The 26,736-nt window shown below is 58.6% G+C and carries 16 protein-coding genes and 2 pseudogenes; 14 read left to right on the top strand and 4 right to left on the bottom strand.

The annotated features are described in order from the left end of the window. Positions 1 to 265 precede the first annotated feature (265 nt). Positions 266 to 2,380 carry a hypothetical protein gene (locus EOA16_RS16355; protein WP_224570035.1) on the bottom strand — a complete coding sequence of 705 codons (2,115 nt, stop codon included), beginning with the start codon at positions 2,378 to 2,380 and terminating at the stop codon, positions 266 to 268. A gap of 1,348 nt (positions 2,381 to 3,728) precedes the next feature. Here EOA16_RS16355 and EOA16_RS16350 point away from each other — a divergent pair. The 6 genes from EOA16_RS16350 to EOA16_RS16325 all read left to right on the top strand — a co-directional run bounded on the left by EOA16_RS16350 (position 3,729) and on the right by EOA16_RS16325 (position 9,637). After that, a complete protein-coding gene (locus tag EOA16_RS16350) occupies positions 3,729 to 4,058 on the top strand; it encodes a hypothetical protein (protein ID WP_081714433.1) in 330 nt (109 codons plus the stop codon). 71 nt (positions 4,059 to 4,129) lie between these two features. After that, positions 4,130 to 4,372 carry a nodulation protein NopA gene (locus tag EOA16_RS33210; protein WP_224570034.1) on the top strand — a complete coding sequence of 81 codons (243 nt, stop codon included), beginning with the start codon at positions 4,130 to 4,132 and terminating at the stop codon, positions 4,370 to 4,372. A 117-nt stretch (positions 4,373 to 4,489) separates the two neighbouring features. After that, positions 4,490 to 5,380 carry a hypothetical protein gene (locus EOA16_RS16340; protein WP_024505382.1) on the top strand — a complete coding sequence of 297 codons (891 nt, stop codon included), beginning with the start codon at positions 4,490 to 4,492 and terminating at the stop codon, positions 5,378 to 5,380. A 232-nt stretch (positions 5,381 to 5,612) separates the two neighbouring features. After that, positions 5,613 to 7,676, top strand: coding sequence for a type III secretion system export apparatus subunit SctV (gene sctV / locus EOA16_RS16335; RefSeq protein ID WP_063169272.1), 2,064 nt, complete (start codon positions 5,613 to 5,615; stop codon positions 7,674 to 7,676). A gap of 53 nt (positions 7,677 to 7,729) precedes the next feature. Beyond that, the gene (locus EOA16_RS16330; RefSeq protein ID WP_082826568.1) at positions 7,730 to 8,272 is read left to right on the top strand and encodes a tetratricopeptide repeat protein; all 543 of its coding nucleotides are present in this window, start codon (positions 7,730 to 7,732) and stop codon (positions 8,270 to 8,272) included. Positions 8,273 to 9,166: 894 nt separating this feature from the next. Then, on the top strand, positions 9,167 to 9,637 hold the full coding sequence (locus tag EOA16_RS16325) for a MucR family transcriptional regulator (RefSeq protein ID WP_024505385.1): 471 nt from the start codon (positions 9,167 to 9,169) through the stop codon (positions 9,635 to 9,637). A 228-nt stretch (positions 9,638 to 9,865) separates the two neighbouring features. Here the strand turns inward: EOA16_RS16325 and EOA16_RS16320 are convergent, their stop codons facing one another. After that, positions 9,866 to 10,078: a cold-shock protein gene (locus tag EOA16_RS16320; protein WP_008874821.1), complete on the bottom strand. Its 213-nt coding sequence runs from the start codon at positions 10,076 to 10,078 to the stop codon at positions 9,866 to 9,868. A 1,543-nt stretch (positions 10,079 to 11,621) separates the two neighbouring features. Beyond that, positions 11,622 to 12,743 (bottom strand): DUF418 domain-containing protein, encoded by a 1,122-nt coding sequence (locus tag EOA16_RS16315; RefSeq protein ID WP_063169274.1) that lies wholly within the window; start codon positions 12,741 to 12,743, stop codon positions 11,622 to 11,624. Between the two features lie 751 nt (positions 12,744 to 13,494). Here EOA16_RS16315 and EOA16_RS16310 point away from each other — a divergent pair. The 7 genes and pseudogenes from EOA16_RS16310 (at position 13,495) to EOA16_RS16280 (ending at position 23,655) form a co-directional block, all read left to right on the top strand. Beyond that, the gene (locus EOA16_RS16310; RefSeq protein WP_224570033.1) at positions 13,495 to 13,953 is read left to right on the top strand and encodes a response regulator transcription factor; all 459 of its coding nucleotides are present in this window, start codon (positions 13,495 to 13,497) and stop codon (positions 13,951 to 13,953) included. Between the two features lie 244 nt (positions 13,954 to 14,197). After that, positions 14,198 to 14,630 (top strand): annotated as a pseudogene (locus EOA16_RS16305) (helix-turn-helix domain-containing protein); the annotation flags it as partial. A gap of 619 nt (positions 14,631 to 15,249) precedes the next feature. Continuing rightward, positions 15,250 to 15,909: a response regulator transcription factor gene (locus EOA16_RS16300; RefSeq protein WP_024505389.1), complete on the top strand. Its 660-nt coding sequence runs from the start codon at positions 15,250 to 15,252 to the stop codon at positions 15,907 to 15,909. Then, positions 15,906 to 17,234, top strand: a complete 1,329-nt coding sequence (locus EOA16_RS16295; RefSeq protein WP_063169275.1) for a HAMP domain-containing sensor histidine kinase — start codon at positions 15,906 to 15,908, stop codon at positions 17,232 to 17,234. Before EOA16_RS16300 ends, EOA16_RS16295 begins: the two co-directional genes overlap by 4 nt. Before the next feature lie 1,950 nt (positions 17,235 to 19,184). Continuing rightward, positions 19,185 to 20,489, top strand: a pseudogene (locus tag EOA16_RS16290) (pitrilysin family protein); the annotation flags it as partial. A 9-nt stretch (positions 20,490 to 20,498) separates the two neighbouring features. Next, on the top strand, positions 20,499 to 21,764 hold the full coding sequence (locus EOA16_RS16285; RefSeq protein ID WP_128311092.1) for a pitrilysin family protein: 1,266 nt from the start codon (positions 20,499 to 20,501) through the stop codon (positions 21,762 to 21,764). Between the two features lie 415 nt (positions 21,765 to 22,179). Then, a complete protein-coding gene (locus tag EOA16_RS16280) occupies positions 22,180 to 23,655 on the top strand; it encodes an NAD-dependent succinate-semialdehyde dehydrogenase (RefSeq protein WP_095769043.1) in 1,476 nt (491 codons plus the stop codon). Positions 23,656 to 24,439: 784 nt separating this feature from the next. On the opposite strand, the gene EOA16_RS16275 is transcribed toward EOA16_RS16280, so the two are convergent. Further along, positions 24,440 to 24,955, bottom strand: coding sequence for a DUF2285 domain-containing protein (locus EOA16_RS16275; RefSeq protein WP_224570032.1), 516 nt, complete (start codon positions 24,953 to 24,955; stop codon positions 24,440 to 24,442). Positions 24,956 to 25,748: 793 nt separating this feature from the next. On the opposite strand from EOA16_RS16275, the gene EOA16_RS16270 reads away from it, so the two are divergent. Then, positions 25,749 to 26,204 carry a transposase gene (locus tag EOA16_RS16270; RefSeq protein WP_256748481.1) on the top strand — a complete coding sequence of 152 codons (456 nt, stop codon included), beginning with the start codon at positions 25,749 to 25,751 and terminating at the stop codon, positions 26,202 to 26,204. Positions 26,205 to 26,736 lie beyond the last annotated feature (532 nt).

The following is a 26,736-nucleotide window of genomic DNA, read 5'->3' as shown; positions in this document are numbered from 1 at the left end:
TCCCGATCGGATCGGCTATGCCTGCTCCGCGCTCGCAGGAAGACCTTCCGCCTCGATCTTGGCGGCGCGATCTCGGCGATAAGTTGGATGGGAGGCAAGATACGCCGCCACGTCAACAGCCGGTAACGCGACATCGCAAATCGGCCCTGACGGTAGCCGATCGACTCCAATCGCCGGACCGCAACTCGCGCAGCGGCATTCGCGGTTTGGCCAGGAGAAATGCTCGCTGACTCACAGCGTGGCCGGCCGCATTCTGAGTGCCCTGTCATGCAGCCTGCGCCGACGGGAGCTCGGCACGCGAATGGCGTGGTTGGCGGCCAAGCCCTGAGGTCAACAAGGACTTACAGAAAGCGGGGGTGAGTTTGCCGCGATGAATTATGACCTTCTCGCGACCGGACCTAGCATCGGCTTCCTCTCGCTCTCGATTGTAGCCGCGCTGTTCGTTGGATTTAACGTGGCAAGCGGTGAATTCGGAATCAGCCAGCCCTTCCAAGTTTCTGGCCATGACGGGGCGACTCGTGTGGATGTGCACCCACATCGGGCTCGGCATCGCACCATTGACCAGCATCTTGGGCTGCAGCTTCATCTCAAACAGCTTTCCTGGCTCGCCACGCAGCGCGACCGGTGCCTCCGGCGGCATCAATTCGTCGGCATTGCACAAATGTTCCAGGTATTTTTGCGCCGGAAATGCGTAGGTCTTCATGCAATCAGTCGTAATGCCGGCTTTTCCTTCATTCAATGCGTTGGCCTGTCCCAGCACCATGTTCAGCAACCCTTTGAGCTGGTCTGTGCGTTCGTGCACTTTGGGTAGCTGGGTGGAGGTGAGTAGCAGGCGTACATTACGCCCCTGCAACCCGGCGAGACAGGTTTGCATCTCAATGGCCTGGGCTCGCAGGTACTGGGCCACATCGTCCACGACCTTACCGGCCTCCTCAGGCTTCATCTGGCGCACTTGGGAGACGACGCTTTGCTGACCGGCCAGATCGAACTGCAAAAGTTCGTCCAATCGTTTGAGCCGCTCCGTCAATACCTCCATTGACAACGCGGCGCCCCCGATTGTCGAGCCTGCCCCCGACGAACTCGCAGCCACCTCTTGCGCTCTCACCTGTGTACTCGCAACTTGATCCGAGCGCGCGAGAACCTTGGCTGCTGGCACTGTGCCGGCGTTCGCAGCGACTGGTGTTGATGGCTGCCCGGCGGCAGAAGTCCCGGCGCGAGCTGCCGACTTATGCTTTGACTTCCCTTTCCTTCGCGCTGTAGTGCCTTCTGACACTGCAGCCGTACCAGCAGTGTCAGCCGGTATCGCAGCGCCTGCCCTGGCCGGCATCGCAGCGCCCGCCTGGGCCTGTGGCGCCATGATGGCTGACGGCGGAGACTGCAGGTTCAACAAGTGCATGGCATCGTGCGCAGTGATCCATGCATCGTCCACGATCCGTTCGAACAGTTTCAATGGGAGGCCGGCATCTGGGTAGGTATGGCTTAGCTTGGTATGCACCTCGTGCAACGCCAATCCAAAATCCGAAAGCCGCTCCATGATTTTTTCTACAACCGCGCAATCATGAGCGTTGAGTGTTTTGCCATCATCCATTATGCCCTTCGCCAAAGAGAGGGCGCGAAGAGCTTCTTGAGCGGCGCTTGCCATCAGCTGCACCACTCCATTTCGACCGACGAGGAGTTCCTTCAAATCTGGCTCGAACCTGCTCGCCCGCAGTTCAATCTTGGCCCGCGCAAGACCGATCCGCTCACGGACCAGCCAGATCCTGACACTCAGTACCGAGCCGGCACGCAGCCGCAGTGCGCACCGCTCGGCTTCCCGCATCACGGGCGTTCCACTGGATAGGCTAGCGGTGGCAGCGCAGGCGGATCGCTGCCGTTCGGAGCGCCATGCCTTTTTTTCCCACCACTTAATTGCCGCCGTATGGTGGTTCTCCACATTTAAAATCAACAGCTCCTGCCGGTCCGCCTGGGAGTAGGAGTAGAGTTTATCGACCATACCTGCCGCTTTCTTGGTCTTTTTGTCCAATTTCGTGATCGTCGACAGGCCAAGTTTGTCTACTTCATTCGCGGCGTCGCACACGATCTGGCAACATCTACGCACCTTGTCGTCTGGCATAATTGTCTGCGCCTCAGCCGCAGGCAGGCTAGCGCGGTACTCCAGAATTGCTGAGGCTGCATCGACGACCCCACTGATCAGCTCCACCGCCTCCTCGGGGACGTCGGTTTTCCTGGCCGCAGCCTCGCAATCAGTCAGTTGTTGAACAAGACTGTTCATTCTGAGCTGTGTCGGACTGATATCTTTATTTGACGATGAGCTGGTGCCTTCCACCTGCGCGGTTGATAGTTGGCTACCGACCGGCGCCATGGCTTCGCCCTCAGACATGGAGGGAGAACCGCGCCGCCTTGCGGCTGCGCCACGTGGCGCTACGGTTCCGCGTGGTGGCGCAGCGGCTCCACGTGGCGGTGTGTTCAGGATTTGATCTTCGCCAATCGAGGCGCCTGGCAGACTTTCGCGGGCATCGCCTGGACCGCGCGCAACTGGAAGGGAGGAGGGCCTCCTATCGGCGTCCCCAGAGCGCATCTGCTCCACAACGGAATCGAATGACTGTCCACCTTCTCCCGCAGCAAGACTTGATTGCGAAAGGGAACTGCTCGCCCGCCCCGCGCGGCTGGCTCCAGTTTCAGCCTGCGATTTCCGTGGTCGGCCAATGCCCTTCATATTGCGTCTCCGTAGTAGGCGAGAATGTGCTGCTATTGTGCTGGCGGCTGACGAGACCAGCGGCATCTTTCGGTTAACGTCACGGTCAGCCAGACCCGCGACGGCGTAATGTTCCCGCCAAAGTGCTTCTCAGTAGCAGGCCAAGATTGGCCCGAGCTCACAGGACTTTCGCAACGTTGCCATCGATGTCCTGAGATTATCAGCGCTTCAGTCCGCCGATTTCCAGGAACAGCGAATGAAATCAGACCAACTCGGCTAGCTCCCCTTCCTAGACACGTGCCTGACGATTTTATTGATGCGTCACTCCTCTCGTTCGCCACCGACAAAGTCACACATTTGCTTCAGAGAAGCGTGTGCGTTGCGTATCACGCGGACCATTTCGATCTATAGTTACAAAAAGTGTCGAGACGGGACCTTTGGATCCGAAGGTCAGGCACGGCCGGCCTAGATAGACCGCTTGGCTGACGATTAGCTGACGATGGGAGTTCTCACGAACAGGGCAAGAAAATCCGACCGCTTCAAGCTTTCGATATGGTGAGAAGAGGATCCGCACCGGCCTCCCAAAGCCGGCAGACCATCCCATGTTCGTACGGTCGCCGACCTTCTCGAAGCCAATGAGCTCACCGCGCCGGGCCGTGATGTGCAGGCGAGAGAATGGTGATGCAAAGACCGAGTTCCTGCTCGTTGCGTGCGCCCGTGGAGCCAGCAAGAATACGGTCATTGCGGTCATGCAGCACGTGGACCGTGTCTCCTGTTCGACACCACAGCATCGAGGATGCAAACGAGCTGCTGCGGCTGCCATTCGGTCGCGGCATGCGTGGACGGCGGGATTGGCCGAACAGCCGAGATCGTGGTCGACTGTTCGATGCGAGAGCAACATCCTGCAGAGCATACGTTTTTGCGCTGGCCGGTTTTTGTCAAAAGCCGTCAGGTTCTCGAAAGCTCCCGCCCTTAGCTTGATCGAGGCTAACCTTTAACACGTCGCCGCCAATGGCAAATGCCGGAGTACCTGATGATAGCAGCAATTGGGAGTGGAGTTGGCAACCTCGGGACTTCCTTGATCCGAAAGGGCCATGGGGATTCGAAATCCGAGCATTCTGGTGATGGCAAGCCGGCTGATGGCAATGATGGCAAGCCAGCTGGTGGGAATGATGGCAAGGCAGCTGGCGGGAACGATCGGGCGGATAACCGGACCGTTTCAAATGATCAACTTCAAGACAACTCACAGTCTGCAGCACAAAGTGAAGCCTTCCAAAGTATCCTGCGATCGTTCGCGTTCCAATTCGCGAACGATGCGATGGCTGAGGCCGATGAAGCTTTGGATGACACAGAAGATGCCTGACGCGGGAAATCCGGCGTGAGGTCATACAGGCCGTTATTGACGGCACAACTCCAACAGAAAAAGGAATGATCATGGCTGCAGTTGATAATAATAAAAAATCAGGCAATACCAATACCAGTAGCGCCGGCAATACCGATAAAACTAACAGTGGCACTCCCGGCAATACAAGCGGAGCTGATGCTACTGCTTTTCAGGCGCAAGTGCAGGAACTAACCAATGTTAGCTTGGAGGCGACGAAAAGGAGTGTCCAGTTGCGCACTCTAACGACCAATCTCCAGACCATCAAGAAGGCCGCCGACGAACGCGTTTCGTAATGTCGGAAGCGGGTTTTAGACTGCCCCCTAGCGCGTCTCCTTATTGACGCGACGTAGTCCCGAAATGAGCCGCATGGCAATTGCCATGCGGCTTCTATCCTGTTTGAGAGATGCTCTGTGGATGACGCCGTTTCCCTCCGTTTCGAAGTGCGTTCGGGGCACTATTGCGGTCTGACCGGCAAGACGGATCTTCAAAAGTGTTTAATCGGCAGCGGCTTCGATGCCGATTTGGTCTTTGTCGAGCAGGGACTGGCACCGCATCACCTTCGTGTAACTCTTCTTGGCAAGTCGATCGAACTGGAGGCGCTTGCACCCGGACTCAGTATCGAGGGCAACCGGAATATCGCCGCAGGCCAGTCCGTTGTTGTGCCCCTTCCTGTCGTCCTGCTCGTAGGCGAGATGTCCATTGCTTTGTCCGTGCAGGATGCAGAGCCGCCTGGTTCGACCGGCATACCGCGCCTACCGATCGGTGTGCTCGCCATGGTCATAATCAGCTCACTCGGGATCGGCGCGCTTTCAGGCACGATCTCCTATCTTGGCAATGCAAGTGGATCGAGCCCCAATTCACTTCGGGCTGAAGTCGCGTCCAGAACGATCAGTCACCGCGCTGACAATGAACTTACGGAGGCAGCGGCCCAAGAGCTGCAGGAGGAAGTCGATCGAGCGGGTCTTCTCGACGTCAAGATTGGGTCGGCAAAGGGTGTTGTGACCGCCGAAGGCACCGTCACGTCTGAATCGGTCATCAGTTGGCAGAAGCTTCAGCAATCGTTCGATCGTCGCACCAAGGGTACTCTAACACTGGTGAACGGAGTGCTCATCAAAGAGGAGAAGGCGCCATCCGCAATCGCGGTCGAAGCTGTGTGGCATGGGGTCCAACCATATATTGTCATCGACAGCGAGAAGTATTTTGTCGGCGCCATTTTGGCTGATGGATGGGTGGTCGAACGTATTGAGGACAGCCGTGTGCTGCTGAGCAGGAATGGCCGCATTGCTGCTCTCCAATATTGAAAGCTCGCAGGCCCCATCAAGCAGCACTCTATGGCCAGCCAAACATCCTGTCGCGCTCGGTGCTGACAAGCTGGCTGCGTTGGAAACATTTGCTGCCCAGCCATTTCGCGCCTGCTTGTGGCTCTCATGCAGGGTCACGCGCTGGCCAAGGCTGAGGCGCCTTCGGAGTTCGAAAGCCACGTTTCATGGCGTAACAGCAGAGTAAGTCTCAACCGATTGCAAAGGTGTCTCGATGGCCAACGTCCTGCGTGACTTCATCAAGCGTGCGCCGGCCAGCCCGGATTTAATGGTTGCGTTGATGCTGCTTCTGGCTGTCGCGATGATGGTCATGCCTATCCCGGTCGTGGTGGTCGACGCCCTGATAGGATTCAATATGGGGTTGGCCATACTGCTGATGATGGTTGCCCTGTATGTCAGTACTCCACTTGATTTTTCCTCTTTGCCCGGCGTTATTTTGATTTCCACTGTATTCCGTCTCGCGCTCACGGTCGCAACGACGCGACTGATCCTGGCCGAGGGGGAGGCCGGCAGCATTATTCATACTTTTGGCGATTTCGTCATTTCAGGCAATATCGTGGTGGGTTTCGTCATATTTCTGGTCGTCACCATGGTGCAATTCATGGTCCTCGCGAAGGGTGCCGAACGGGTGGCAGAAGTGGCGGCGCGTTTCACGCTGGATGCTCTGCCGGGCAAGCAAATGGCGGTCGACGCAGAGCTACGCAACGGCCACATCGATGCCAACGAATCCCGCCGGCGGCGCGCCGAATTGGAGAAGGAAAGCCAACTCTATGGCGCGATGGACGGCGCGATGAAATTTGTGAAGGGCGATTCCATCGCCGGGCTGGTGGTTATCTGCATCAACATGCTGGGTGGAATTTCGATCGGCCTGCTCTCCAAGGGCATGTCCTTCGGCGAGGTACTGCATCACTACACTCTGCTGACGATAGGCGATGCATTGATATCGCAGATTCCGGCCCTTCTGCTCTCCATTACTGCGGCGACCATCGTCACCCGTGTGACTGGGACGGCGAGGATCAACCTCGGTACAGAAATGGTCAGTCAGCTCACGGCCAGCACTCGAGCCTTGCGACTGGCGGCCGGCGTCCTGGTTGTAATGGGGTTCGTTCCTGGGTTTCCCCTCCCCGTCTTTCTGATGCTGGCCGCAGTGTTCGCTGCGGTAAGCATTGTCAAGGCTGATGTGCTGGGCGCCGGCACTGCCGATGCGAAAGGTGGAACTGCAGCGGAGCCTAAGCAAGCCGCGCCTGCGAAGGAATTCCCGATCGCATTTTTTCTAGCGCCAGATCTTATGCAGGCGGTCGATCAAGCCGAATTGCAAAAACATATTGGGCGCGTTTCGCTCCTGGTCACAGCCGATCTGGGCATTATCGTTCCTCGCATCCCTGTCTTGGTTGACGAGCAGCTGCCTGAATCGCAATTCCGAATTGATGTCGAGGGCGTGCCAGTCGAACAGGACGCCTTAGATCCAAACCAGATGGCGCTCCGAGCCGATGTAGCGCACGTCGACTCGAGCGGTGTCCCCCTTAGACGTGAGCCGAAAACGGACAGACTCCCGGTTGAACATACCCCTGCAAAGGCCCTTACGGGCGCCGGCACGGAGCATAGGGCTCCCGGCGAACTCCTCGCCTTGCGCGTCCATGCAGCGTTGACCCGCTACGCACCGCGATTGGTGGGCATCCAAGAGACCCGACATTTCCTGGGCCGAATGGAGCAGGAATATTCTGAGCTTGTGAAAGAGGTGCTACGCACGACGCCGATTCCTCGGATTGCCGATGTTCTGCGCCGCCTCCTGGAGGAAGGTATCCCAATCCGCCACACCCGTCTCGTGTTGGAGGCATTGGCCGAATGGAGCGAGCGTGAGCAGAACGTTGCCCTGCTGACGGAATATGTCCGTTCTGGTTTGAAGCGACAGATCTGCCACCGCCATGCCAACACGGAGGGCATCGTGTCCGCCCTGGTCGTCGAGCGCGAGAGCGAGGATGTGATGCGTGGCGCGGTTCGAGATTCGGATGCAGGCCCCTATCTCGCACTGGAGGATCGGCAAAGCGAAGCGATGCTATCACAGATACGTCAGGTCCTTTCGAACGCAGAACCGGGTCAAACCCGCCCTATTCTGTTGACGTCGATGGATGTCCGACGTTTCGTCCGCGGCTTTCTGACGCGAAACGGGGTTGATCTCGCCGTGCTGTCTTATCAAGACCTCGCCTCCGACTTTACAATTCGCCCCGCAGGATCCGTCACACTCCCGCACGGATCGAACAGCGGATTGTTAGAGTAGTCCCACCTTTCCTAACTGAACGCCACGCGCCTCCCCGATAACTGAGAGATAACATGAATAGTAATACAGTTTCTCCATCGCCTATGTTTCTGCGCCGGAACTCACTTCTTTTTGCCGTACTCGCCATTCTGCCTTTGGGCGGTTGCGCCAGCTGGCAAAAGCCGGCTCTTTCCGTGCAGGAGACATCTTCCCCCGAGTTGCTCAGCGCCGATCAAATCGATCCGGCTATGCGCGAACGCATTTTGCGCGAAGTTGGTCAGGATGTTCAAGAGCGGGCTTTGCGGGATGAGGTGAAGCAGCACCCGGACAATGTTGATGCGGCGATACGACTTACAAATGCCTTGGTGGGCCAGAAGCGCCCGCACGAAGCGGTTGAGGTGCTCGACAGCGTCTTGGTTGCAGCCCCAGGAAACGTACGTGCATTGAATGCGAAGGGCGTGATTTTGGACATTGAGGGGCGGCATGACGCGGCACAGGCCCTGTATCGGCGAGCTCTCGAAAACGAGCCAGGCAATCAGATGGTGCAGCATAACTTCAATCTGTCGCTTGCCTTTAACGGCAAGTCCGAACAACCAAGGTTAGCACGATCGCAATAGGTGGGCACAGTGCATGCGCAGCCTGTTCCCCGGCTCGAACACGCGCTCGGCTCCCATCATAGATGGCCCCCTGAAGAGAGCCATATCTATGCAAAACAGTTGCTCCAGATCTGGCCGGCAGAGATCGGCAGGAGAGCCGGATGACATCACGCGGCCACCCGCAAGGCCACCCGCCTCGCTTCGTTGCCAGAGCGCCCTCTCCCTCGCCGGTCACCGTCTCGCAATGCGGCGACCTGGCTTAAGGCGGTCGACCGAGCGCCCGATGCAGTAGCCATGAATACGTAACGCAGCGATGGACCCGCCGGATCGTGTCGCGCTTGTGCTGGCCGTCCCTGCCATTACAGCACGGTGATTGTAGCTGGATCATATTCTAGAGGCATCGATGGTGTGGATGCCTTCGATCCAAACAATCGATTTGTTGAATTCGTCCGCCTGAGGAAATTAGCTGCGGCGATCCGACTTCCGACGCCTGCAGGCGCAAAACCAACAGCGTGAGCGCTGCGGGTCCGGAGGCAGGCTGCAAAGTGCAATCACCAGCGCTGATAAGCGGCAAGTGAAGAATGTATCGCTCGGGCAACTCCTGTGTTGTGCACGGTTGCCCCGCGAGGTGAACTGTAGCAGCTTGGCAGCTCAGCGTTCACGAAAGGAGAAAAGATTTGGGGCCAAGCAAAGACCGGCTTTTTTGATTGTCTTGCTGTATCGCTATGGTGGGGCGGGCGCGACCGCTCCCATAATTCAATACGCTGCCTTTAGCGATGGACGATGACGGGATGCGTCGCCGAGACTTCAATGGTGGAGGAGCAGCGCACCCGTCGATCCATTTGCTTTCAGCGGCAACCGCCACTATGAAGCGACACTTCGCCCAACTGTGTTTCAAGCTGCCCGGAGAAGTTTATGACAGAAGAACCCCACAAGACCGACATCCTCATCGAGCTCACTGCCGATGTTGTATCAGCCTACGTCTCCAACAACCCCGTCCCGGCGGGGGAGCTTCCTGCCCTGATCGCCCAAGTGCACGGGGCTCTAAACGGCACGGCTGGACTCATACCGGCAGAAGAGCCTGTGCCTGTAAAAAAACCTGCTGTCCCGATCAAAAAGTCGATCGAACCGGACTACATCATTAGCCTTGAAGACGGCAAGAAATTCAAATCGCTAAAGCGCCATCTGGCGACGCACTATGGTCTGACCCCAGACGAATATCGCGCCAAATGGGGTCTGCCGTCGGATTATCCCATGGTGGCGCCGAATTACGCCGCTGCGCGCTCCGCCTTGGCCAAGACCATGGGACTCGGCCGCAAACCGAAAGAGCCGGAAGCCCCAGCCACGGCGCCGGCGAAACGGACCCGCAAGAAGGTCGCAGCCTAAATCCGTATCAACAGTCGTTCGGACGCGCAGCAGCCGTTGGCCCAATCTGCGCGGAATCAAAGGGCGGGGATGAGCCCCGCCTTTCCCGTCCAAGAGCCTCATTTCCAGAGTAATTCATGATGGCTCCAGCAATCCCTGCCGCGGCATTAACTTGCATGCTCCGGCCCGGGTTTCGAGCCGTCAATGCGTTCCGGCGATGACGAACCTTGCCAAGGCTTTCCCGGACCGTTAGCCAGCCTTGCTGAGGCTGCCTGCAGAGGACTTTCCCGTGCGGCGATCCTGTTCCACCTCGTAGTTGATCTTCTGGCCCTCATTAAGGGTCGACAGGCCCGCTCGTTCAACAGCGGAAATGTGGACAAAGACATCCTGACCGCCGTTGTCAGGCTGAATAAAACCAAAACCCTTCGTGCTGTTGAACCACTTCACCGTTCCAGTCGCCATATCCATTCCTTTGTAATAAGTCGCAACTTAGGCAGGCCATTCACGCCAGCCTGATTTGTACACGAGACTTTAGGCGCATCAAAATCGGAAAATTGCAAGGCCCACTCGATCGCCTGATCTCCAGCAGCAACTGCAACATATGCGAGGCGCGTGCCAGACGAGGCGTATGCCAGACGTTTCGTCGTGCGCTGTCGCTCGAACGTTGACAGAAACAATGACACACCTTGCAAACTCGGCACATCTTGTGGACGTGCTCGGGTCGCTTCTCGACTGCGATACCCGCTCCTGACCGGGTATCGTCGGCCAAAATGAGAGTTTTTGTCATGTGCCGCCAGACCGAAAGATCAGGCGCGCAGCGACCTGCACATTCAAACCGGAACCCGCGAACCTCGATTAGCTTCTGCCTGCTCCGAAGGGCGGTAGCCTGCTCTGAGGCGGGCCACTGTCGGGTTGAAAACCAACTGTCGGGTTCGGAACCCCAGATTGTCGGCAAGGTACGCGCCGCCCACTGGTTGGCCAAAGGGGCACTGGCTCCTGATCCTGCCGCCATGCTCGCCCGATCTCAACCCGATCAAGACAGGTCTGCTCAAAACTCAAGGCGCGGCTGCGGAAGAAGGCGGCCAAAACTTTCGACGCTCTCTGCGGAACTCTCGGCGATATCTGCCAGCTGTAGGAGCCAAATCAAAAACCATTAATTGCGACAGGTGATTTTATGACATTCATTGCGAAGAGGCCAGAATGAACAGCGGAAGAGAGTAGCAGCTCTCTGGTCGCGGCGAGGTGGATCGTCGACACGATCGGCACCTGGCCCGTGCGGGGATCGCACCGCAGCCAGCACCAGAGCCAGACCTTGACCGCTTGCCTTGCTCAGGCGCCACAACAACGAGTGGCTGGAAGCAGATCCACGTGAACTCAGCGATATCGATCAGACGATGCTTACCCTCATGAAAGCCGATCCCGACGCTGTCCAGCGCCGCGAAATCCTGACCAGCATATGGCGCATCGGATGCCACCGCCTGCACACTCACCATCGACATGCCGGAACTCGGAACCAAAGGCCGCAAGCCTCGCCGGCCTCGGCAAAATGGAGCGGCCGCGCCTTCATCCGGGGCGGCCGGGCCAATGTTCGCCAGGCCCTCTACATGCCCGGCCCTTCGCCCTGCGCTTCAACCCCGACCTCAAGGCAAAATACCAGGCGCTAAAGGCGGCAGGCAAACCCGCAAAGGTCATCATCTTGTTGCGAAAGCTCCTCATCCTAGCAAACGCTCTCCTCAAGGCGCAGCGAAAATGGCCCCTAAAACCCTTGACCGAAACGGATACCTTAGCCTTTCAGGTGAGGCGGGCCGAGATAGACCAACCGCGGGTTTAACTTCGCGAGTTTAAGCTGATTATGCCGATGCAACTCTAGCGCCTGCGCGACCGTTTTAGCTTCCATCAACAAGGCGGCAGGCTGGGAGGAAGTACCCTCCCCTGCCGCGAACAAGCTTTGGACAAAGCCCCACCTTGTCCGTAATGTGATCGGGAGGCCGGGGCGCGGCGGTGCTCAGCGGATGTGACGCGCGAGATCTGCGACCCTACCCATCAGCACTTCCATCGGTCCTCGCTGGAAGATGCGCAGCCAAAGCACCGCAAAAGTGCTGATAACCACAACGAAGCCAAAGAGCGTGGACAGGCTCTCGTCTTTGAAAATGTTTATCTTCATAAGATAGGCTATTCCCGCAATGTGCAGCACATAGGCCGTCAAAGACATCGAGCCGACTGCGATTATTGGCCAGACCAGCTTTCGCAGACGCGGGAGCGCATCCACAGCGAGCATGCAAGCCGCCAAGATGATCATTGCGCAACCGGTGCTGCCCACGATCGAAAGCGTCGTTTCGCTATGAGGTGCGGCTATCCATGACGACTTGACTATAAATGACGACTTGGAAGGCTCAAAAGCGCCGTCAACGTCAGACCACCACAAGGAGGTTTCAGTCAAAGCGCGGGAACTCAGCGCGAGCAAGGATCCCCCATGGCCCAACACGGCCAGCGCGACCCCCGCCAGACCAAGGCGCCAATGCGCTGCTAGCGTATTAAGATTAAGGCGCGCGATGGCCATGCCAGCGATGAGGAAAGGAACCCAGGTCACCGCGGGATAGTAGCCGTTGACCATGAGGTTGAAGACCGGGTCGAGGAGGTTGGGGGCAACCGACAGAAGGGAGGAACGGACTTGCGGGAGAACTAATGCCGTAGCGGCAGCGATCAAGCCCAGCTGATATGCGCTGAGCCGATGGAGCGGCAATACCAACAAGAAGCAAATTCCGTAGTATTCTAGGATGACTTCGACCTGGGTACCGAGGCAGCCCAGGATTGAGCCAAGCGCGAGCAAAACAAGGGCACGAATTGCGACTCTGGCGATGGCCTGTCTACCGGCTATCCCCGACTTCGGCGCCTTGCGACCTGTAATCAGGAGGATTGAAAAACCGGCCAATACGGCAAACAGGGCCGACGGCCGCCCATGGGTTAGTTCCATCAGAAACCCGACTAGTCCTCCTTCGCCGGGGTCGGGACCGAGATGGGCGGCATACATCCCGAAGACAGCCAGGCCCCGAGCGAGGTCGATGCCGACCAGCCGATCTACTACCGACCCATTCCTAGCGTCGGCAACCGGTGCCTTCATTACCATGGTAGATTCCCTTGTTGGGTGTGTGGATCGCGGGAGCCGCGATAGGAGAGCCGGTCGGCTGCTGCCGTCGCCTCGTGAAAGGGTTCAAAACATCGCGCCATCTGGCGCATCGAGCCGGCGACAGAGCTGTTCAGCCATTAGCCTGGGGTAAGAACAACAGATCGGCTCACAAAGCCTGTGTCACGGACCTGAAAAGTGGTGTCGCGGAACCGTCGTTTTTTGCATGATGGCTAAGCCGAGAGATCCACTGCACCGACGAGAGACTCAGCGACGTTAGATATCCGATCAGTACGCCGCGGCTCCGCCGGTGACGATCACCCCGGGTGTCAAGGCCAGGGCGTAAACCTGCCATAATCTGTGGTAGTGCGCCCGCGACCAATCCGTTCGACAAAGCTCGGCGCATGGTCGAGCCAATCATATTCTTCCATGTGGCTGTTGCCTGAAAAACCGAAGACGCCGTTCGCTGGTCCAGCTCCAGACCTCGGCCTGCGTCGGTCATTAGAACCGGCGCGCCTGTTTCCCAAATCAATTTGCTGATGCAGCCGCCGGGGGTCACATTGAGCAAAAGTGCCGAGTTCAGGACGGGTTTCATAGGGGCTCTTCGTTTGGCTTTGTTAACGACCCCTTTCTTGCAAGTTGTAGCTGACAGCAGCCTGAAAGCTCCCCAAATAATTCGCTGCCGCCGGTTCAGCCTATTGTCAGCTTCGACCAATAAGATGGGAGCCTTGCCCTCATACCGGAGCTCGGCAGCATGATGCGAATACTGCTCACTGAAGACGATAAGGACCTTGGAAGTGCTATGCACGATCATTTGGTGGCTGGTGGCCACGCGGTCGACTGGGCCAAGAACCTGTCCGAAGCGCGCGATTATGCAGCTGTGGTCGGCTACGACCTTATTTTGCTCGACGTTCACCTGCCGGACGGCAATGGGATCGACTATCTGCGGGAGCTGATCAAGGAACTTGAATCGGCACCGGTCATCATTCTGACAGCCTGCGATCGGATTTCGCATCGCATCGAGGGCTTCAACGCTGGAGCCGACGACTATTTGGTCAAGCCGTTCGATCTGGGGGAACTCTCAGCGCGTATCCATGCAGTGGCACGTCGCCATGGGCATTTTCCGGAGCCGCAATTTTCGGTTGGGACGCTTTCCATACAGGCAGCCGAGCGACGCCTCTTCCGCGACGGGCAGGAGGTCTACCTGACTTGACGCGGATGGGCGGTGCTCGACTACCGTCTGCCCCAGCCCTGCACGGTCGTTTCAAAAGGGAAGATCGTGGACGCGCTTTTCGGCAGACGGCGCTGATTCATACTCTAAAAGAAAATTCGGCTTCCAGTTGCCTTGGCCATGACTTTCCTTCCCGAGAGATGGGTGACAGTTCATTCCGGATAGATGGGTTACACTTTCGGCCCTTTGCAAGGAGAGCAAGGTGCCTTGGAAGGAGTGTAACGTCATGGAAGAGCGGCTGAAGTTCGTCGCCCGGCTGCTGGACGCGAGAAGATGGCGGTGCTTTGCCGGGAGTTCGATATCTCGCGCAAGACCGGCTACAAGATCCTCACGCGCTACAACGACAGCGGCCTGGAGGGCTGACGGACCGATCGCGGCGGCCCTATCGCCACGCCAATCAGCTTCCGTTTCAAATCGAGAAGCTGATTGTGCGCCTCAAGCAAGACAAGCCGACATGGGGTGCGCCGAAGATACGCGAGCGGCTGGCCCGGCTGTATCCGGATGTGCACCGGCCCGCGATCTCGGCCGTGCATGCCGTGCTCGACCGCCACGGCATGGTCGAGCGCCGCAAGCGCAGGCGCAACAGGGCGACGGGGACACCACTTTCAAACGGCTGTCGCCCTAACGATCTTTGGTGTGCCGACTACAAGGGCGAGTTCGGCAGAGAACACGGCCGGGACAGGGGATCACAAACACTTGACCGTTCCAGACCCTGGCAGTGGCGCATCGATTGACCGTTGGCTCTGTTCGTGGGCACCGAAAATAGGGCCTTCTTGGTCCTCGGCAGAGAATATGGCCCGGACGGGGGATAACAAACACTTGACCGTTCCAGACTCTGGCAGTGGCGCATCGATTGACCGTCGACTCTGTTCGCGAGCGCCGAAAATACGGACGACCCCTATGGTCAAAGTGCACTTCTGACCTGCTAGGCACTGTTCGATAACTGGAGGCACCCGCTACGGTGCCCTCGTATTTAAGACACCTGTCAGTTTCAAGCCTGGACATTGACGCGTGGCGCGGCTGCCATTCGTTGACCGCCACGTCGAATTGCCCGCCAACCAGTGTACAGCCGCCGGTGGTCACATTGAGCAAAAGTGCCGAGATCAGGAGGGGTTTCATAAGGCCTCTTCGTTTGGCTTTGTTAACGACCCCTTTCTTGCAATTGTAGCTGACAGCAGCCTGAAAGCCCCCAGATATTCGCTGGCGCCGGTTCAGCCTACTGTCAGCTTCGATCAATAAGGCAGGAGCCTTGCCCTCATACCGGAGCTCGGCAGCCTGATGCGAATACTGCTCATTGAAGACGACGACGACCTTAGAAGTGCTGTGCACGATCATTTGGTGGCTGGTGGCCACGCGGTCGACTGGGCCGAGGGCCTGTCCGGAGCGCGCGGTCATGCAGCTGTGGCCGGCTACGACGTTATTTTGCTCGACGTTCACCTGCCGGACGGCAATGGCATCGACTATCTGCGGGAGCTGATCAAGGGGCTTGATACAACGCCGGTCATCATTCTGACAGCCCGCGATCGGATTTCGCATCGCATCGAGGGGCTCAACGCTGGCGCCGACGACTATTTGGTCAAGCCGTTCGATCTGGGGGAACTCTCGGCACGCATCCGTGCAGTGGCACGTCGCCAAGGGCATTTTCCGGAGCCGCAATTTTCGGTTGGGACGCTTTCCATACAGGCAGCCGAGCGACGCCTCTTCCGCGACGGGCAGGAGGTCCACCTGTCTGGACGCGAATGGGCGGTGCTCGACTGCCTTCTACGCCGGCCCGGTTCGGTCGTTTCAAAGGGGAGGATCGAGCACGCGCTTTATTCATTCAATTCGGAGTTCGAGAGCAACACAGTGGAGGTTTATGTCAGCCGGCTCCGCAAGAAGATCGGCGGGGATAGAATAGCAACCGTGCGTGGCTCCGGATACAGGCTCGTGGTCACATGACGAACTCGAACAGCATGACGAGAAAGCTGATATCGTGGTTAGGCGGGGCAACGCTCCTGGTTTGGATCGCCGCCCCAACCATTGCTGCGTTCATTTTTTGCAATAATGTAAACGAAAGTTCGGATGACTTGCTCCAGGGGAGCGCAGAGTACAGAGAACCAGAGCTGATCAAGGTCTTGAATGGAAAACACGTTGATCAATACAATAACCACTTGCCAACTTATGAAAAGTACTGGACCTATCGTGAGCAGGTTATTAATAAGTACGGGGTAGTGCTTATTTCTGAACCGGAAGAGGGTCAGCAGCCCTTCCCTGATGCTCCCCTGAGTAACGGCTTTTGGCGAAACGCTGATTACCGCGTCTACACAGAGGAGATCCAAGACGGCGTGTATCATCAGTTGGCCGAACCGCTTGATGGCCGCCGTACCACAATCGCGAAGGGCGCACTTTTTGTCTTCCTTCCGACACTCGTGCTCCTGCCCTTTAGCTTAGCTGTTTGGTGGATCGTGATCCGGCGCTCGCTGCGGCCAATCGAGGTACTGCGACAGCAGATCGGATCGCGCGACGGCGGCAATCTGTCACCAATGGACTTGGGCGATTTCCCGGCAGAGTTGGCTCCAATCGCGGCATCCGTCAATCGGCTTCTCGATCGTCTGCGGGCGGCTCTCGAGGCCGAACGCGAGTTCGCCGCAAACAGTGCGCATGAACTGCGCACGCCGATCGCAGGTTCAATCGCTCAGATGCAGAGATTAGTGGCCGAGCTTCCCAATGGGTCGGCCAAAATGCGTGCGCGCGGCATCGAGCAAGCGCTGTCGAGCCTTGGCCGCCTTGTCGAAAAAGTGCTTCAGCTCGCTCAAGCCGAATCGGGGGTTGGCATGGCGGATCACGCGATCGATCTTGTCCGATCGGTTCGGCTGGAAATCGATGACCTGAGGAAAAAGCCGCAATATGCCGGACGCCTGCATCTTAACGTCGACGGCTGCCCCACTTTGATGCGCAAAGTGGATGTCGATGCGTTTGGGATCCTCCTTCGTAACCTGATCGAGAATGCGCTGATACATGGACTGCCCACTGTTCCGACAACAGTTTCCGTCCAAACTGATGGAACCATCGCTATTGCAAACGCCGGACCGGTGGTGCCCCTCCCCGACCTCGAAGGGCTTACAAAGCGATTTAGTCGTGGTGCTACTCCTGCTGCGGGCTCAGGCCTTGGTCTACATATCGCTAACATGGTTATCCAGCGGATCGGTGGCAGTCTAGAGCTTGCGTCGCCCGCCCGCGGTCGCAATGATGGTTTCGAGGCGATCATACGAATTCCTCAATGACACCGGTGAATTCGACGACAGTTGGACACAGGGCGGATTGCTGGCAAGGCTGCTGACAGGGCGAACTGTACGGCAGTATGTATACGGCGTAGAAATCGTACTTCACACAACGCATTTCGGCCGCGGCAATCAATGCCGCTATCATCGTCTGAGCAGTTCGATCGAAGCGACACGACATGATCGGCAAAATCGAAGGCTCCGCCTCACCGCTCGCTCGATTTCGCCCGGGGAGAAAAAAGGCCATCCGAGAAAGTGCAAGCCGCCGCGCAAAGGCGACGTGTCCAATTGTCTGGGTGCCCCTGTGCGCCGGCCCGATCGGGTTGGCGCAGGTCCAGTAAGGACCCGGACCAACCATTCCATTTAGACGACCGGCAGGTTTTAATCGGCGTCCGGATCGCCGTCCCAAAATGCCCCAAGTATACGGCTAGAAAGGCTGCCAACGATCGAGCTTTGGTCGGAGGCGTGCTTGTCAGCGTCTTGGGTGCTTGACCGGCCTTTGCAATGGCCATCGCCATCGCAAGTATCGTGCGTGGCCAGTGAGACCGCAATTTCATCAGCCTGGAGCCGACCGTATCGGTGCTTTTTTATGATTTAGGGATTTTTCGTTTTCCTCTTGGATCATCACGGGTTTGGAGAGGATCTGGTGTTAAGTGCCATTCGGAGCGCCGGCGAACGGCCCGAAATTAATGTGGTCGAGTGATGAAGCCTCCCGAATGCGTTAAACGAGACCCTTTATGGCGGCCCTGGCTGACAACAGTCTGAAAGCTGCAAGCGGCATGCGAAAATGGGGCGATCCTGAATGACGACAGATGCTATCAACATGAAAGAGGCTCGCCCTGAAAGCTGAGCACGCTTTATGCTCAGGCTGCTGACAAGGCCAAAGCAGCGTAAGTGCGTAGTGAAATCCAAGGTCCACATGGGTCGTCGCGCGTCCCATGCGCCTGGGAAGGCGCCGGCCCGGCCAAGCTTTCCCAGCTCGTCCGCATGATGCTTCGCTGAGCGTCAATGGACGTTGGCGCGAGACCAAGGCGTCGTGCGTTGCAATCCGGACGGTCCAGGGTATCAGGAGTTTCACGGCCTCGGCCCGCTTGGCTGGCCACAGTTGAAGCTCCAACGTACCGGCTGGCACCGGGAAATTGGGCTCTGCGCTGCCTCAACGCTGATGGCACGGTCAATGCTTGCCTACCGATGGGGCCGCCCATGCCGTGATGCTGTCGGTCGACGTTCGCAAACCAGACCCTCGCGAGACCCAGCGAAGGGGCTCGCCGGTACGACGAGGGACCTTACCTCTTTATGCGCGGCATCATTATCGAGGATGACATGTTGCCTTACACGTCGTCCCTCGCGCTCGGGTCTTTGTGGGGCGGATGAAGTCCTGATCGCGGTGGCACTGCTGCATGTTTGCGTAAGACCCATCCAGTCACGATCGCGCTGTCCTTCGATGTCGCGGTGCTGATAGGCGGGCAGATCGGTGTGCGCGGCGCCCGCCAAAGGATCGTCGTCACGCCGGAGGAGGCGAGCGTCATAGCCGGCGCGCCGGCGAAAGGCGCTTTCTGTCGGATGCCCGACAATGTCGGATATCGCAAGTATCAAGGTTGGATCAAACCTTGCGAATCGGGGCTTTCTTACTTGGCACGGGGCATGCTCAGGTATCCGCAAACACCCAATGGATAACGAGCAGACTTCCCATGGCCTCACCATGCCGAAAGTTTCCCGGACGCATCCAAAGATGAGGCTCGCGTCAGGCCCAGCAACACGCTGACGGCTCATGTGGCTCGGCGTCGCGTGCCGATCCACTTTCTCCCAATAGGCGTTCGGGAGACATAGATCCTTCAAAATGAGGAACAGATCACTTTGCCAGGAACGCAGCCCATAACCCCACTCTCCCTACCAGAACTACCAAGCAAGCCCCGCACTCATGGGCTTCGCAGGACGTCCGTTGCGTCCGAGTTGGTCGGCGCGGGGCCGGCTCCGATCCCCGTCGCATGGGAGGACGGCAAGGCGAGGGATTTCGTGCTCGACAACGGCATGGAGGTGGTCGTCATTCCCAACCACCGGGCGCCGATCGTCACCCACATGGTGTGGTACAAGATCGGCAGCGCCGACGAGCCGCCGGGCAAATCCGGCATCGCCCATTTCTTCGAGCATCTGATGTTCAAGGCGACGACCAACCATGCGGGCGGCGAATTCGACCGCGCAGTGTTCGAGATCGGCGGCTCCAACAACGCCTTCACCTCCTCCGACTACACCGCCTTCTATCAGACAGTGGCGCCGTCGGCGCTCGAGCTGATGATGAGCTTCGAGGCCGACCGAATGCGAAACCTCATCCTGACCGACGATGTCGTCAAGACCGAGCGCGATGTGGTCATCGAGGAGCGCCGCTCAAGCACCGACACCAACCCGCAGGACGTTCTCCATGAGGAGATCGACGCGACGCTGTGGCAGAACCACCCCTATCGCATCCCGATCATCGGCTGGATGCAGGAGATCGAGCAGCTGAACCGCGTCGACGCCACCGTCTTCTATGAAAAGTACTACTGGCCCAACAACTCCGTGCTGATCGTGGCCGGCGATGTCGAACCGGACACGGTGCGGGCGCTGGCCGAAAAGACCTATGGCAAGGTGGCGCGCGGACCTGACCTGCCGCCGCGCATCCGGCCGGTTGAGCCCGAGCAGAACACCAGGCGCACCGTCACGCTCTCAGACGCCCGCGTCAGCGTGCCCAGTTTTTCGACGCAGTGGGTGGTGCCGTCCTACCACACCGCCAAGCCGGGCGAGGCCGAAGCGCTCGACCTGCTGGCCGAAATTCTCGGCGGCGGTAACCGCGGCCGGCTCTACCAGGCGCTCGCTGTCCAGCAAGGTATCGCTTCCAGCGCCCGCGTCTATTTCCAGGGCACTATGCTCGACGACACCAAGTTCGCCATCTATGGCGCACCGCGCGGCGATGCCAAGCTGGCTGATCTCGAAGCGGCGGCCGCTGCCGAAGTTGCCCGCATTGCCGAGGATGGTGTCAGCAACGAGGAACTAGGCAAGGCCAAGGACCACTATTTGCTCAATATGATCTTTGCGGAAGACAACCTGGACTGGCTCGCCAGCATCTACGGCTCGACGCTGGCCACCGGCGGTACCGTGAAGGATGTCGAGGAACGGCCGAATCGCATCCGCAAGGTTACCCCCGAGCAAATCAAAGCAGTTGCCGCCCGCTATCTCGCGTTCGACCGTTCGACCACGGGCTATCTCTTGCCCAAGACGGAGAATCAAGAGATGACGCTCGGCGCTCGGCCCCATGCTGCGATGAACATCCAGGAGGTGAAGTCCGAAAAGGGCATCATCGCCTGGCTGGTGGAGGACCACACAGTGGAAATCGTCAACATCGGCTTTGCCTTCAAGGGCGGCACCAAGCAGGACCCGGTCGGGAAGGAGGGGATGGCCAAACTGATGGCCGGCCTGTTCATCGAAGGCGCTGGCCATTACGACAGCGGTGCCTTCCAGGTGAAGCTCGACCATGCCGGCGCCGAAATGAGTTTGGACGCGCAAAGCGACGACATCTACGGATCGATGTGCATGCTTTCCAAAAAGCAGGACGCGGCGTTCGGCCTGCTTCGGCTCGCGCTGAACGCGCCGCGCTTCGAGCAGGGGCCGATCGATCGCGTCCGCGCCGAGATTGTCTCCCGCATCGTCGGCAGCGAGCGAGACCCTAACGCCATCGCTCAGCGCAAATGGCTGCGCGCGATCTATGGCGCGCATCCTTGTTCAAGGCTGGGAGAAGGCACAAAAGAGAGCCTGCCCGGCATCACGCCGTCCGACCTCCGCGCCTTCCACCAGGCCATTTTCGCTCGCGACGGGCTCCATATTGCCGTGGTGGGTGACATTGACGCGAACACGTTGAGGGAAAGGCTTGACCAGCTGTTTGGTGATTTGCCTGAGCAACAAACCCTCGTCCCCGTCTACGATGTCGCGCCGAAACTCGGTCAACTGGTGGAGGAGAACTACGACCTGCCGCAGACTTCGCTGACGTTGGCCTGGCCTGGCGTGAAGCCTAGCGCGCCGGATTTCTACGCGGCCGTGCTGCTGAACGACATCCTTGGCGGCTCATACTTGACTTCCCGCCTTTACGAGGAGGTACGTCAAAAACGCGGCCTTGCCTATCACGTCAGCTCTGAACTAACCCTTGACTCGCTTCTGGTTACGACAGAGACACGCTCGGACTGCGCTGCCCAAACACTGAGCATCGTGCGAGATGTGGTAAAGCAGATGGCGCAGCAAGGACCGACCGGGGCCGAGCTCAAGGCGTCGAAGAAGCACCTGATCGGCGCCTATGCCATCGACCAACTGGGCTCGACCCGCTCGATTGCAGACCGGCTCCTGGATTTGCAGATTCACAAGGCCGACGTCGACTACAACCAGCGTCGCGCCCGCAGCATCGGTCGGGTGACGCTCAAACAGGTCAAGGCGGCGGCCAAAAAGCTGCTTTCGGCCGAGCCCGCCATTTTGGTGGTCGGCCCGCCGCTGGGCGGCAAGGATGAGTAAAGAAACTCATCTCACCTTCCTTCTTCATCGGGGCTTCTCGTGGGAAGAGCGAATGTGGAGGCCCGTGGGCCAAGCAGATCATGCAGACGCGCGGAGTCGTTTTCGCCGACCTTGCGCGGCATTGGCGGTCCGGCGGCCTCTCGCCGAAATGGCGCTCCTCAGCATGTATGCCGCCTTTTTGCAGAATTCAGTCGCATGCCACCAGCAGGCATGGTGGATGAAGCAAACATCCGACTGCTTAATCCATCAATTGATGAACCGCGGGCACTCAAACTAACGAAACTGCTGTCTTTTCATCGGGCTAGCGTGGTCTACCAGCTGCTTTGCCGAGGCCCTACGACGAACCCACTGGTGCAGAATACACACTGACGGCCTGTCGACCTGGATGTTCGCTGCGTTGAGGAGGAATCCGGTATTGCCCCTGTGCCTGCCGATGATCCGCCGTCTGAAATCCCCGCACCTGTTTGGAGCCATCGACCGCCTGCCGGCACTCGGCAGACCAGTTGGCAATAAGACGTTCGAGGTCGTCAATCCGTCGACCGGCGAAGTTTTGGCAGAGCTTCCCGATATGGGCGTGGAGGAGACACGTGCTGCGGTAGACAAGGCCTATGTTGCGCAGTCGGGATGGGCCGCGTTGACGGCCCGAGAACGTAGCGACGTTCTTTGGCGATGGCATCAGCTGATCATCGACCATGCAGGCGATCTCGCCGCGATTCTGACTGCGGAAATGGGCAAGCCGCTTGCCGAAGCCATTTCAGAGGTATCGCATGCGGCGGCGTATCTGCAATGGTATGCCGAGGAGGCCAATCGCGTCTATGGCGAGACGATCTCGGCACCCTCGACAGACCGCCGAATGCTAGTGATCAAGCAGCCCATCGGCGTTGTTGGCACGATCACGCCATGGAATTTCCCGGCCTCCATGGTGGCGCGCAAAATCTCGCCGGCCTTGGCTGCGGGCTGCACAATCGTGCTCAAGCCCGCTGAACAGACGCCGCTCGTGGCTGGCGCAATGTTCGCCCTCGCCCATCAGGCCGGCTTTCCCGATGGCGTGGTCAACCTGATCTATGCGTCCGAAGGTGATCGCGTGGGCCGTGAACTCTGCACCAATTCCAAGATTCGAAAGATCAGCTTCACCGGTTCGACCGAGGTCGGACGGCTGCTGATGCGTCAGTGCTCTGACCAGATCAAGAAGGTCAGCCTTGAACTCGGCGGCAATGCACCTTTCATCATCTTCGATGATGCCGACATTGACGGTGCTGTTGACGGTGCGGTCCAGGCGAAGTTCCGCAATGCCGGCCAGACCTGCGTTTCCGCGAACCGCATTTACGTCCAATCGAGCGTTCACGATGAGTTCGTCAAGAAATTCGTGGAAAGAATCCGGCACTTGTCGGTTGGCGACGGATTCGATGCCGGAGTGGACATCGGACCGCTCATCGACAAGCATGCTCTGGCCAAGATCGAGTCTCACGTCGCAGATGCCATTGCGAAAGGCGGCACAATACGATGCGGGGGCCAGCGTATCGGCAAGAATGGCACGTTTTTCGAACCCACGGTCCTCACCGAGATTTCCAGCGTCATGGCAGTCGCGCAAGAGGAGACATTCGGGCCGCTCGCGCCGATCATTCGCTTCAACGATGCGGATCAGGTCGTGCGCGAGGCCAATGACACGATATACGGCCTCGCCGCATACTTCTATGCCTCAAACCTGAAGCGGGTCTGGCGTGTGGCAGAGGCTCTGGAATATGGCATGGTTGGCATCAACACGGGACGCATGTCCTCGGAGGCGGCACCGTTTGGCGGGATCAAACAATCCGGCATCGGGCGGGAGGGTTCCCGTCATGGCCTCGAGGACTATCTGGAAATGAAATATCTTTGCATGGGCGGGATTTGAAACCTGCTGCACTGTCTCTCCGCCCCACCGGGGGGCGGCCTGCGGTCAATGCCGCCACCTAATTGGAAGTTCCAAACGCCGTTGACCTGAAACACGGATGCCCGGCAGGAGACTGAGCTCGCTGTCGGGCCGGACATGCCTTGGGAGGGCATAAGTCAGCGCTCCTAGGGCCGATGGGCCACTCAGTTCGTGCGCCTTTTGCCGATTGCGTTGCATGTGCCGTGCCAAGCCAAAAAGCATTGATAAACCGCCGATGGATCAGCTTTTGCCCTGTTGCGCATTCTACATTGTGGGATATGCGACAATGCCCAAGCGGTTGAATCGTCGTGTTGCAGAACCCCAGACGGGTCATGACTGCTATTCTTAGGACAGTGCGCAGCAAGCCGCTACTCGCTGCACTCCAGGCACACCATTTCCATAATCAAGCGGTGGGTGCTATGTTGACCGAGCTGTCGACCAGGGAACGGTGTGAGGCCTCAGATCCCTCCATATTGTTGCACCCGCCGGTCCAACAGGACTGCAGGTCCGGCCTCAAAGGATCTTGGCTGCTATGGCGACATTGCGGTGCACGCCGCTTTCCGACCAATGATGTGCGTCCAGGTCGAGGCCGGCCCTAATGAACCACCGCCTTGGCACCCTCGCCCATCTCATTTCGGCATCGACAAGCTAGACCAGAGCGCACTTGCAAGGCGCCATGCAGTCCTGTCGGCGGGCGAACTGTTGGTGACGGGTACAGCTGCGAGCGAACGTTCATCCACCGACGCACAGCGCGGACTGTCGCTTTTCAAATTAGGAAATCTCTGTAGCCACCATTCATGAGCGCGCGGCCACGCGAGACGGCCCGACGGATGCGGTCGCGCAGATGATCGCGAGGATCCGCCCAGTCGGCATGGACGCGCCGTTGACCGATGAGAACTTCGGCGAGCTCGCGATGAGGTGCTCCGGCGAGCGAACCGTCGAGCGCACGAAGAACGAAGGACAAACGAACGCCGCGCTTTTCCGGCGCAAACAAGCGGGGGGGCAACTGTTGCCCTAGACTGAGAGCATTGAGGCACTCCAGTCCCCTCAGTCGATGCTTTAAAAGCACCGCGGGCCAGATGGCTTGCGTATGCAGGCAAACAGGGTGGAGGATATTCGCGCCCGAGACGGCGAGCTGCAGCGCGTGGTCCGCATTGCGAAGAAGAACATGCTGGCTCTTGTCGGGCGCCAGCAGGACGATTGCACGACAGGGCAATGCCGAGAGTTCGAACGGCGGTGTCGGCGACGAGGCAGGCAACCGTTCCGCAATGACCGGCAGCACATGGACGCACCAGAGCGGACACCAGAATACGACCGAAGCGCGGCCACAAGACTCCGCGAAACAGAACACCCCAGCGTGACAGGTCGCCGGCCGACGCGACCATATCGAGAAAGGATTGGAGAGACCAAGTCTTGCAATGCTGGCGCGCAGCGGTCAGATCGCGCTGGAACGCTGGATTGCGGCGTAAGAACTCCCAAGCCCACTCCCGCAGCGTCAGGCCAGCGGTGTAGTCGTATGATCTTTCATCCCGCCAATCGGCCTGATCCGCGCCAGTCAGGAGATTCATGACTGACATCCCCTGCCCGCGCCTGCGTGCGTCGAAACATTATGCCACTTCGCAAAGCATCGGCGAAGGCAGCAGACGTCGAAGACCCCGTTTCGTTGAAGCGTCAGCCATCGCCACTGTCGGCGACAGAAGATGTGCCCAAATTGCCACCAGACCGTCGAACTGGCACAGCGACGGCCAGCGCGACCTGGAATTGATCCCGTAACGGTCATCGGCTCCTGCGTCGCGATCCAGACGTCCCTTGAAGGCGCAGTAGCGCGGCAGTGGATCGCACGCTGCTTGTCGGCAAGTTGTCGTAGCGGCGGCGCCATAGGCACGGTCATCGGAGGGTCTCCTGCGGCAAGCTTTCGCCATTGGAGGCCAATCTCCCCGCTAGGGCAGCCTGTGCAGTTGCACAGGTGAAGCGGATCAATCAGGGGGAGCCATGGCGGAAACTGGATGATGGCGGCTTGAGGAGAGCGGCGTATCGAGGCGGGTGATGAAGCCTGCCAGTACCTCTCAAGGAGAGTGATACGCCATGAACGAGACTATCAACACATTGTTCGCCTTCGTCAGCCCGACGAAATCGATGATACCCTGACGGATGTACTTCGCAGCGGCGCGCGCAAATTGCTTGCGCATGCGATCGAGATGGAGGCCGAGGCGTATGCCAAGGCGGTCGACTGCCTGACGAAAGATCATATTGCGTCGCTGGCGCTCTACGATTTCCCCGCCCAACACTGGGATCATCTGCGAACGTCCAATCCCATCGAAAGCGTCTTTGCAACCGTTCGCTATCGCACGGTGCGTACCAAGGGCTCGCTATCCTCGAAAACCGCCCAGCTGATGGTCTTCAAGCTGTTGGCCGCGGCCAGGAAGTGGCGACGATTGAAAGGACAAAATCAGTTGCCGAAACTCATCGCAGGTGCCAGGTTCCTGGACGGAATCCAGGTCATCGAAACGAAGCCGCAGAGCGCCGCTTGATCAGCCTCGTCACCCAAATTCCAGCATAGCTCCATCGGAACTGCCAGCCTTCCTTGCCGATCAGGCGCATATCAGCGCTGACGATACCGAGGACGGCGATGGCGGTCACCTCCAGGCCGCCGAGTAACGACCCTCAAAACACCGCACTGGTCGAGGCCAGCCTGAACCGGTATCTTGTGCCTGCCCTCGGGAGTCGCTCTATCCACCATGTGATCGACACCGACATTGCTAACATCACCAAGAAGATCGTCGCCGGGGGTCACCCGCAAGCGGCTAACACGGCCTTCTGGTGTATGCGGGCATTTTTCAACTGGTGTCGCAAACCGCCGCAACGGCTCATCCGCGGTTTCCCCGCGAGGGATTGGAAAATCCGGATCCGGCCCCGATCGTCAAGCGCAAGCGAGTGGTGAACGATGCCGAACTGGCGGCTATATGAACGGGCTGTGAGCCCGAACCGGGCGATATCGGCTATTCGTTCGGCTCCATCGTCAAGCTGCTCATTCTGACCGGACAGAGGCGTACGGAAGTTGCC

It is taken from the genome of Mesorhizobium sp. M7A.F.Ca.US.008.03.1.1, from assembly GCF_003997495.1.
Classification (GTDB): domain Bacteria; phylum Pseudomonadota; class Alphaproteobacteria; order Rhizobiales; family Rhizobiaceae; genus Mesorhizobium.
This window is presented reverse-complemented; position numbering and strand designations above follow the sequence as displayed.

What these genes read in the sequence shown, in the direction of transcription:
- EOA16_RS16355 (WP_224570035.1), bottom strand. Translation starts at nt 2,380, where the DNA reads ATGTCTGAGGGCGAAGCCATGGCGCCGGTCGGTAGCCAACTATCAACC.
- EOA16_RS16350 (WP_081714433.1), top strand. Translation starts at nt 3,729, where the DNA reads ATGATAGCAGCAATTGGGAGTGGAGTTGGCAACCTCGGGACTTCCTTG.
- EOA16_RS33210 (WP_224570034.1), top strand. Translation starts at nt 4,130, where the DNA reads ATGGCTGCAGTTGATAATAATAAAAAATCAGGCAATACCAATACCAGT.
- sctV (WP_063169272.1), top strand. Translation starts at nt 5,613, where the DNA reads ATGGCCAACGTCCTGCGTGACTTCATCAAGCGTGCGCCGGCCAGCCCG.
- EOA16_RS16330 (WP_082826568.1), top strand. Translation starts at nt 7,730, where the DNA reads ATGAATAGTAATACAGTTTCTCCATCGCCTATGTTTCTGCGCCGGAAC.
- EOA16_RS16325 (WP_024505385.1), top strand. Translation starts at nt 9,167, where the DNA reads ATGACAGAAGAACCCCACAAGACCGACATCCTCATCGAGCTCACTGCC.
- EOA16_RS16320 (WP_008874821.1), bottom strand. Translation starts at nt 10,078, where the DNA reads ATGGCGACTGGAACGGTGAAGTGGTTCAACAGCACGAAGGGTTTTGGT.
- EOA16_RS16315 (WP_063169274.1), bottom strand. Translation starts at nt 12,743, where the DNA reads ATGGTAATGAAGGCACCGGTTGCCGACGCTAGGAATGGGTCGGTAGTA.
- EOA16_RS16310 (WP_224570033.1), top strand. Translation starts at nt 13,495, where the DNA reads ATGATGCGAATACTGCTCACTGAAGACGATAAGGACCTTGGAAGTGCT.
- EOA16_RS16300 (WP_024505389.1), top strand. Translation starts at nt 15,250, where the DNA reads ATGCGAATACTGCTCATTGAAGACGACGACGACCTTAGAAGTGCTGTG.
- EOA16_RS16295 (WP_063169275.1), top strand. Translation starts at nt 15,906, where the DNA reads ATGACGAACTCGAACAGCATGACGAGAAAGCTGATATCGTGGTTAGGC.
- EOA16_RS16285 (WP_128311092.1), top strand. Translation starts at nt 20,499, where the DNA reads ATGACGCTCGGCGCTCGGCCCCATGCTGCGATGAACATCCAGGAGGTG.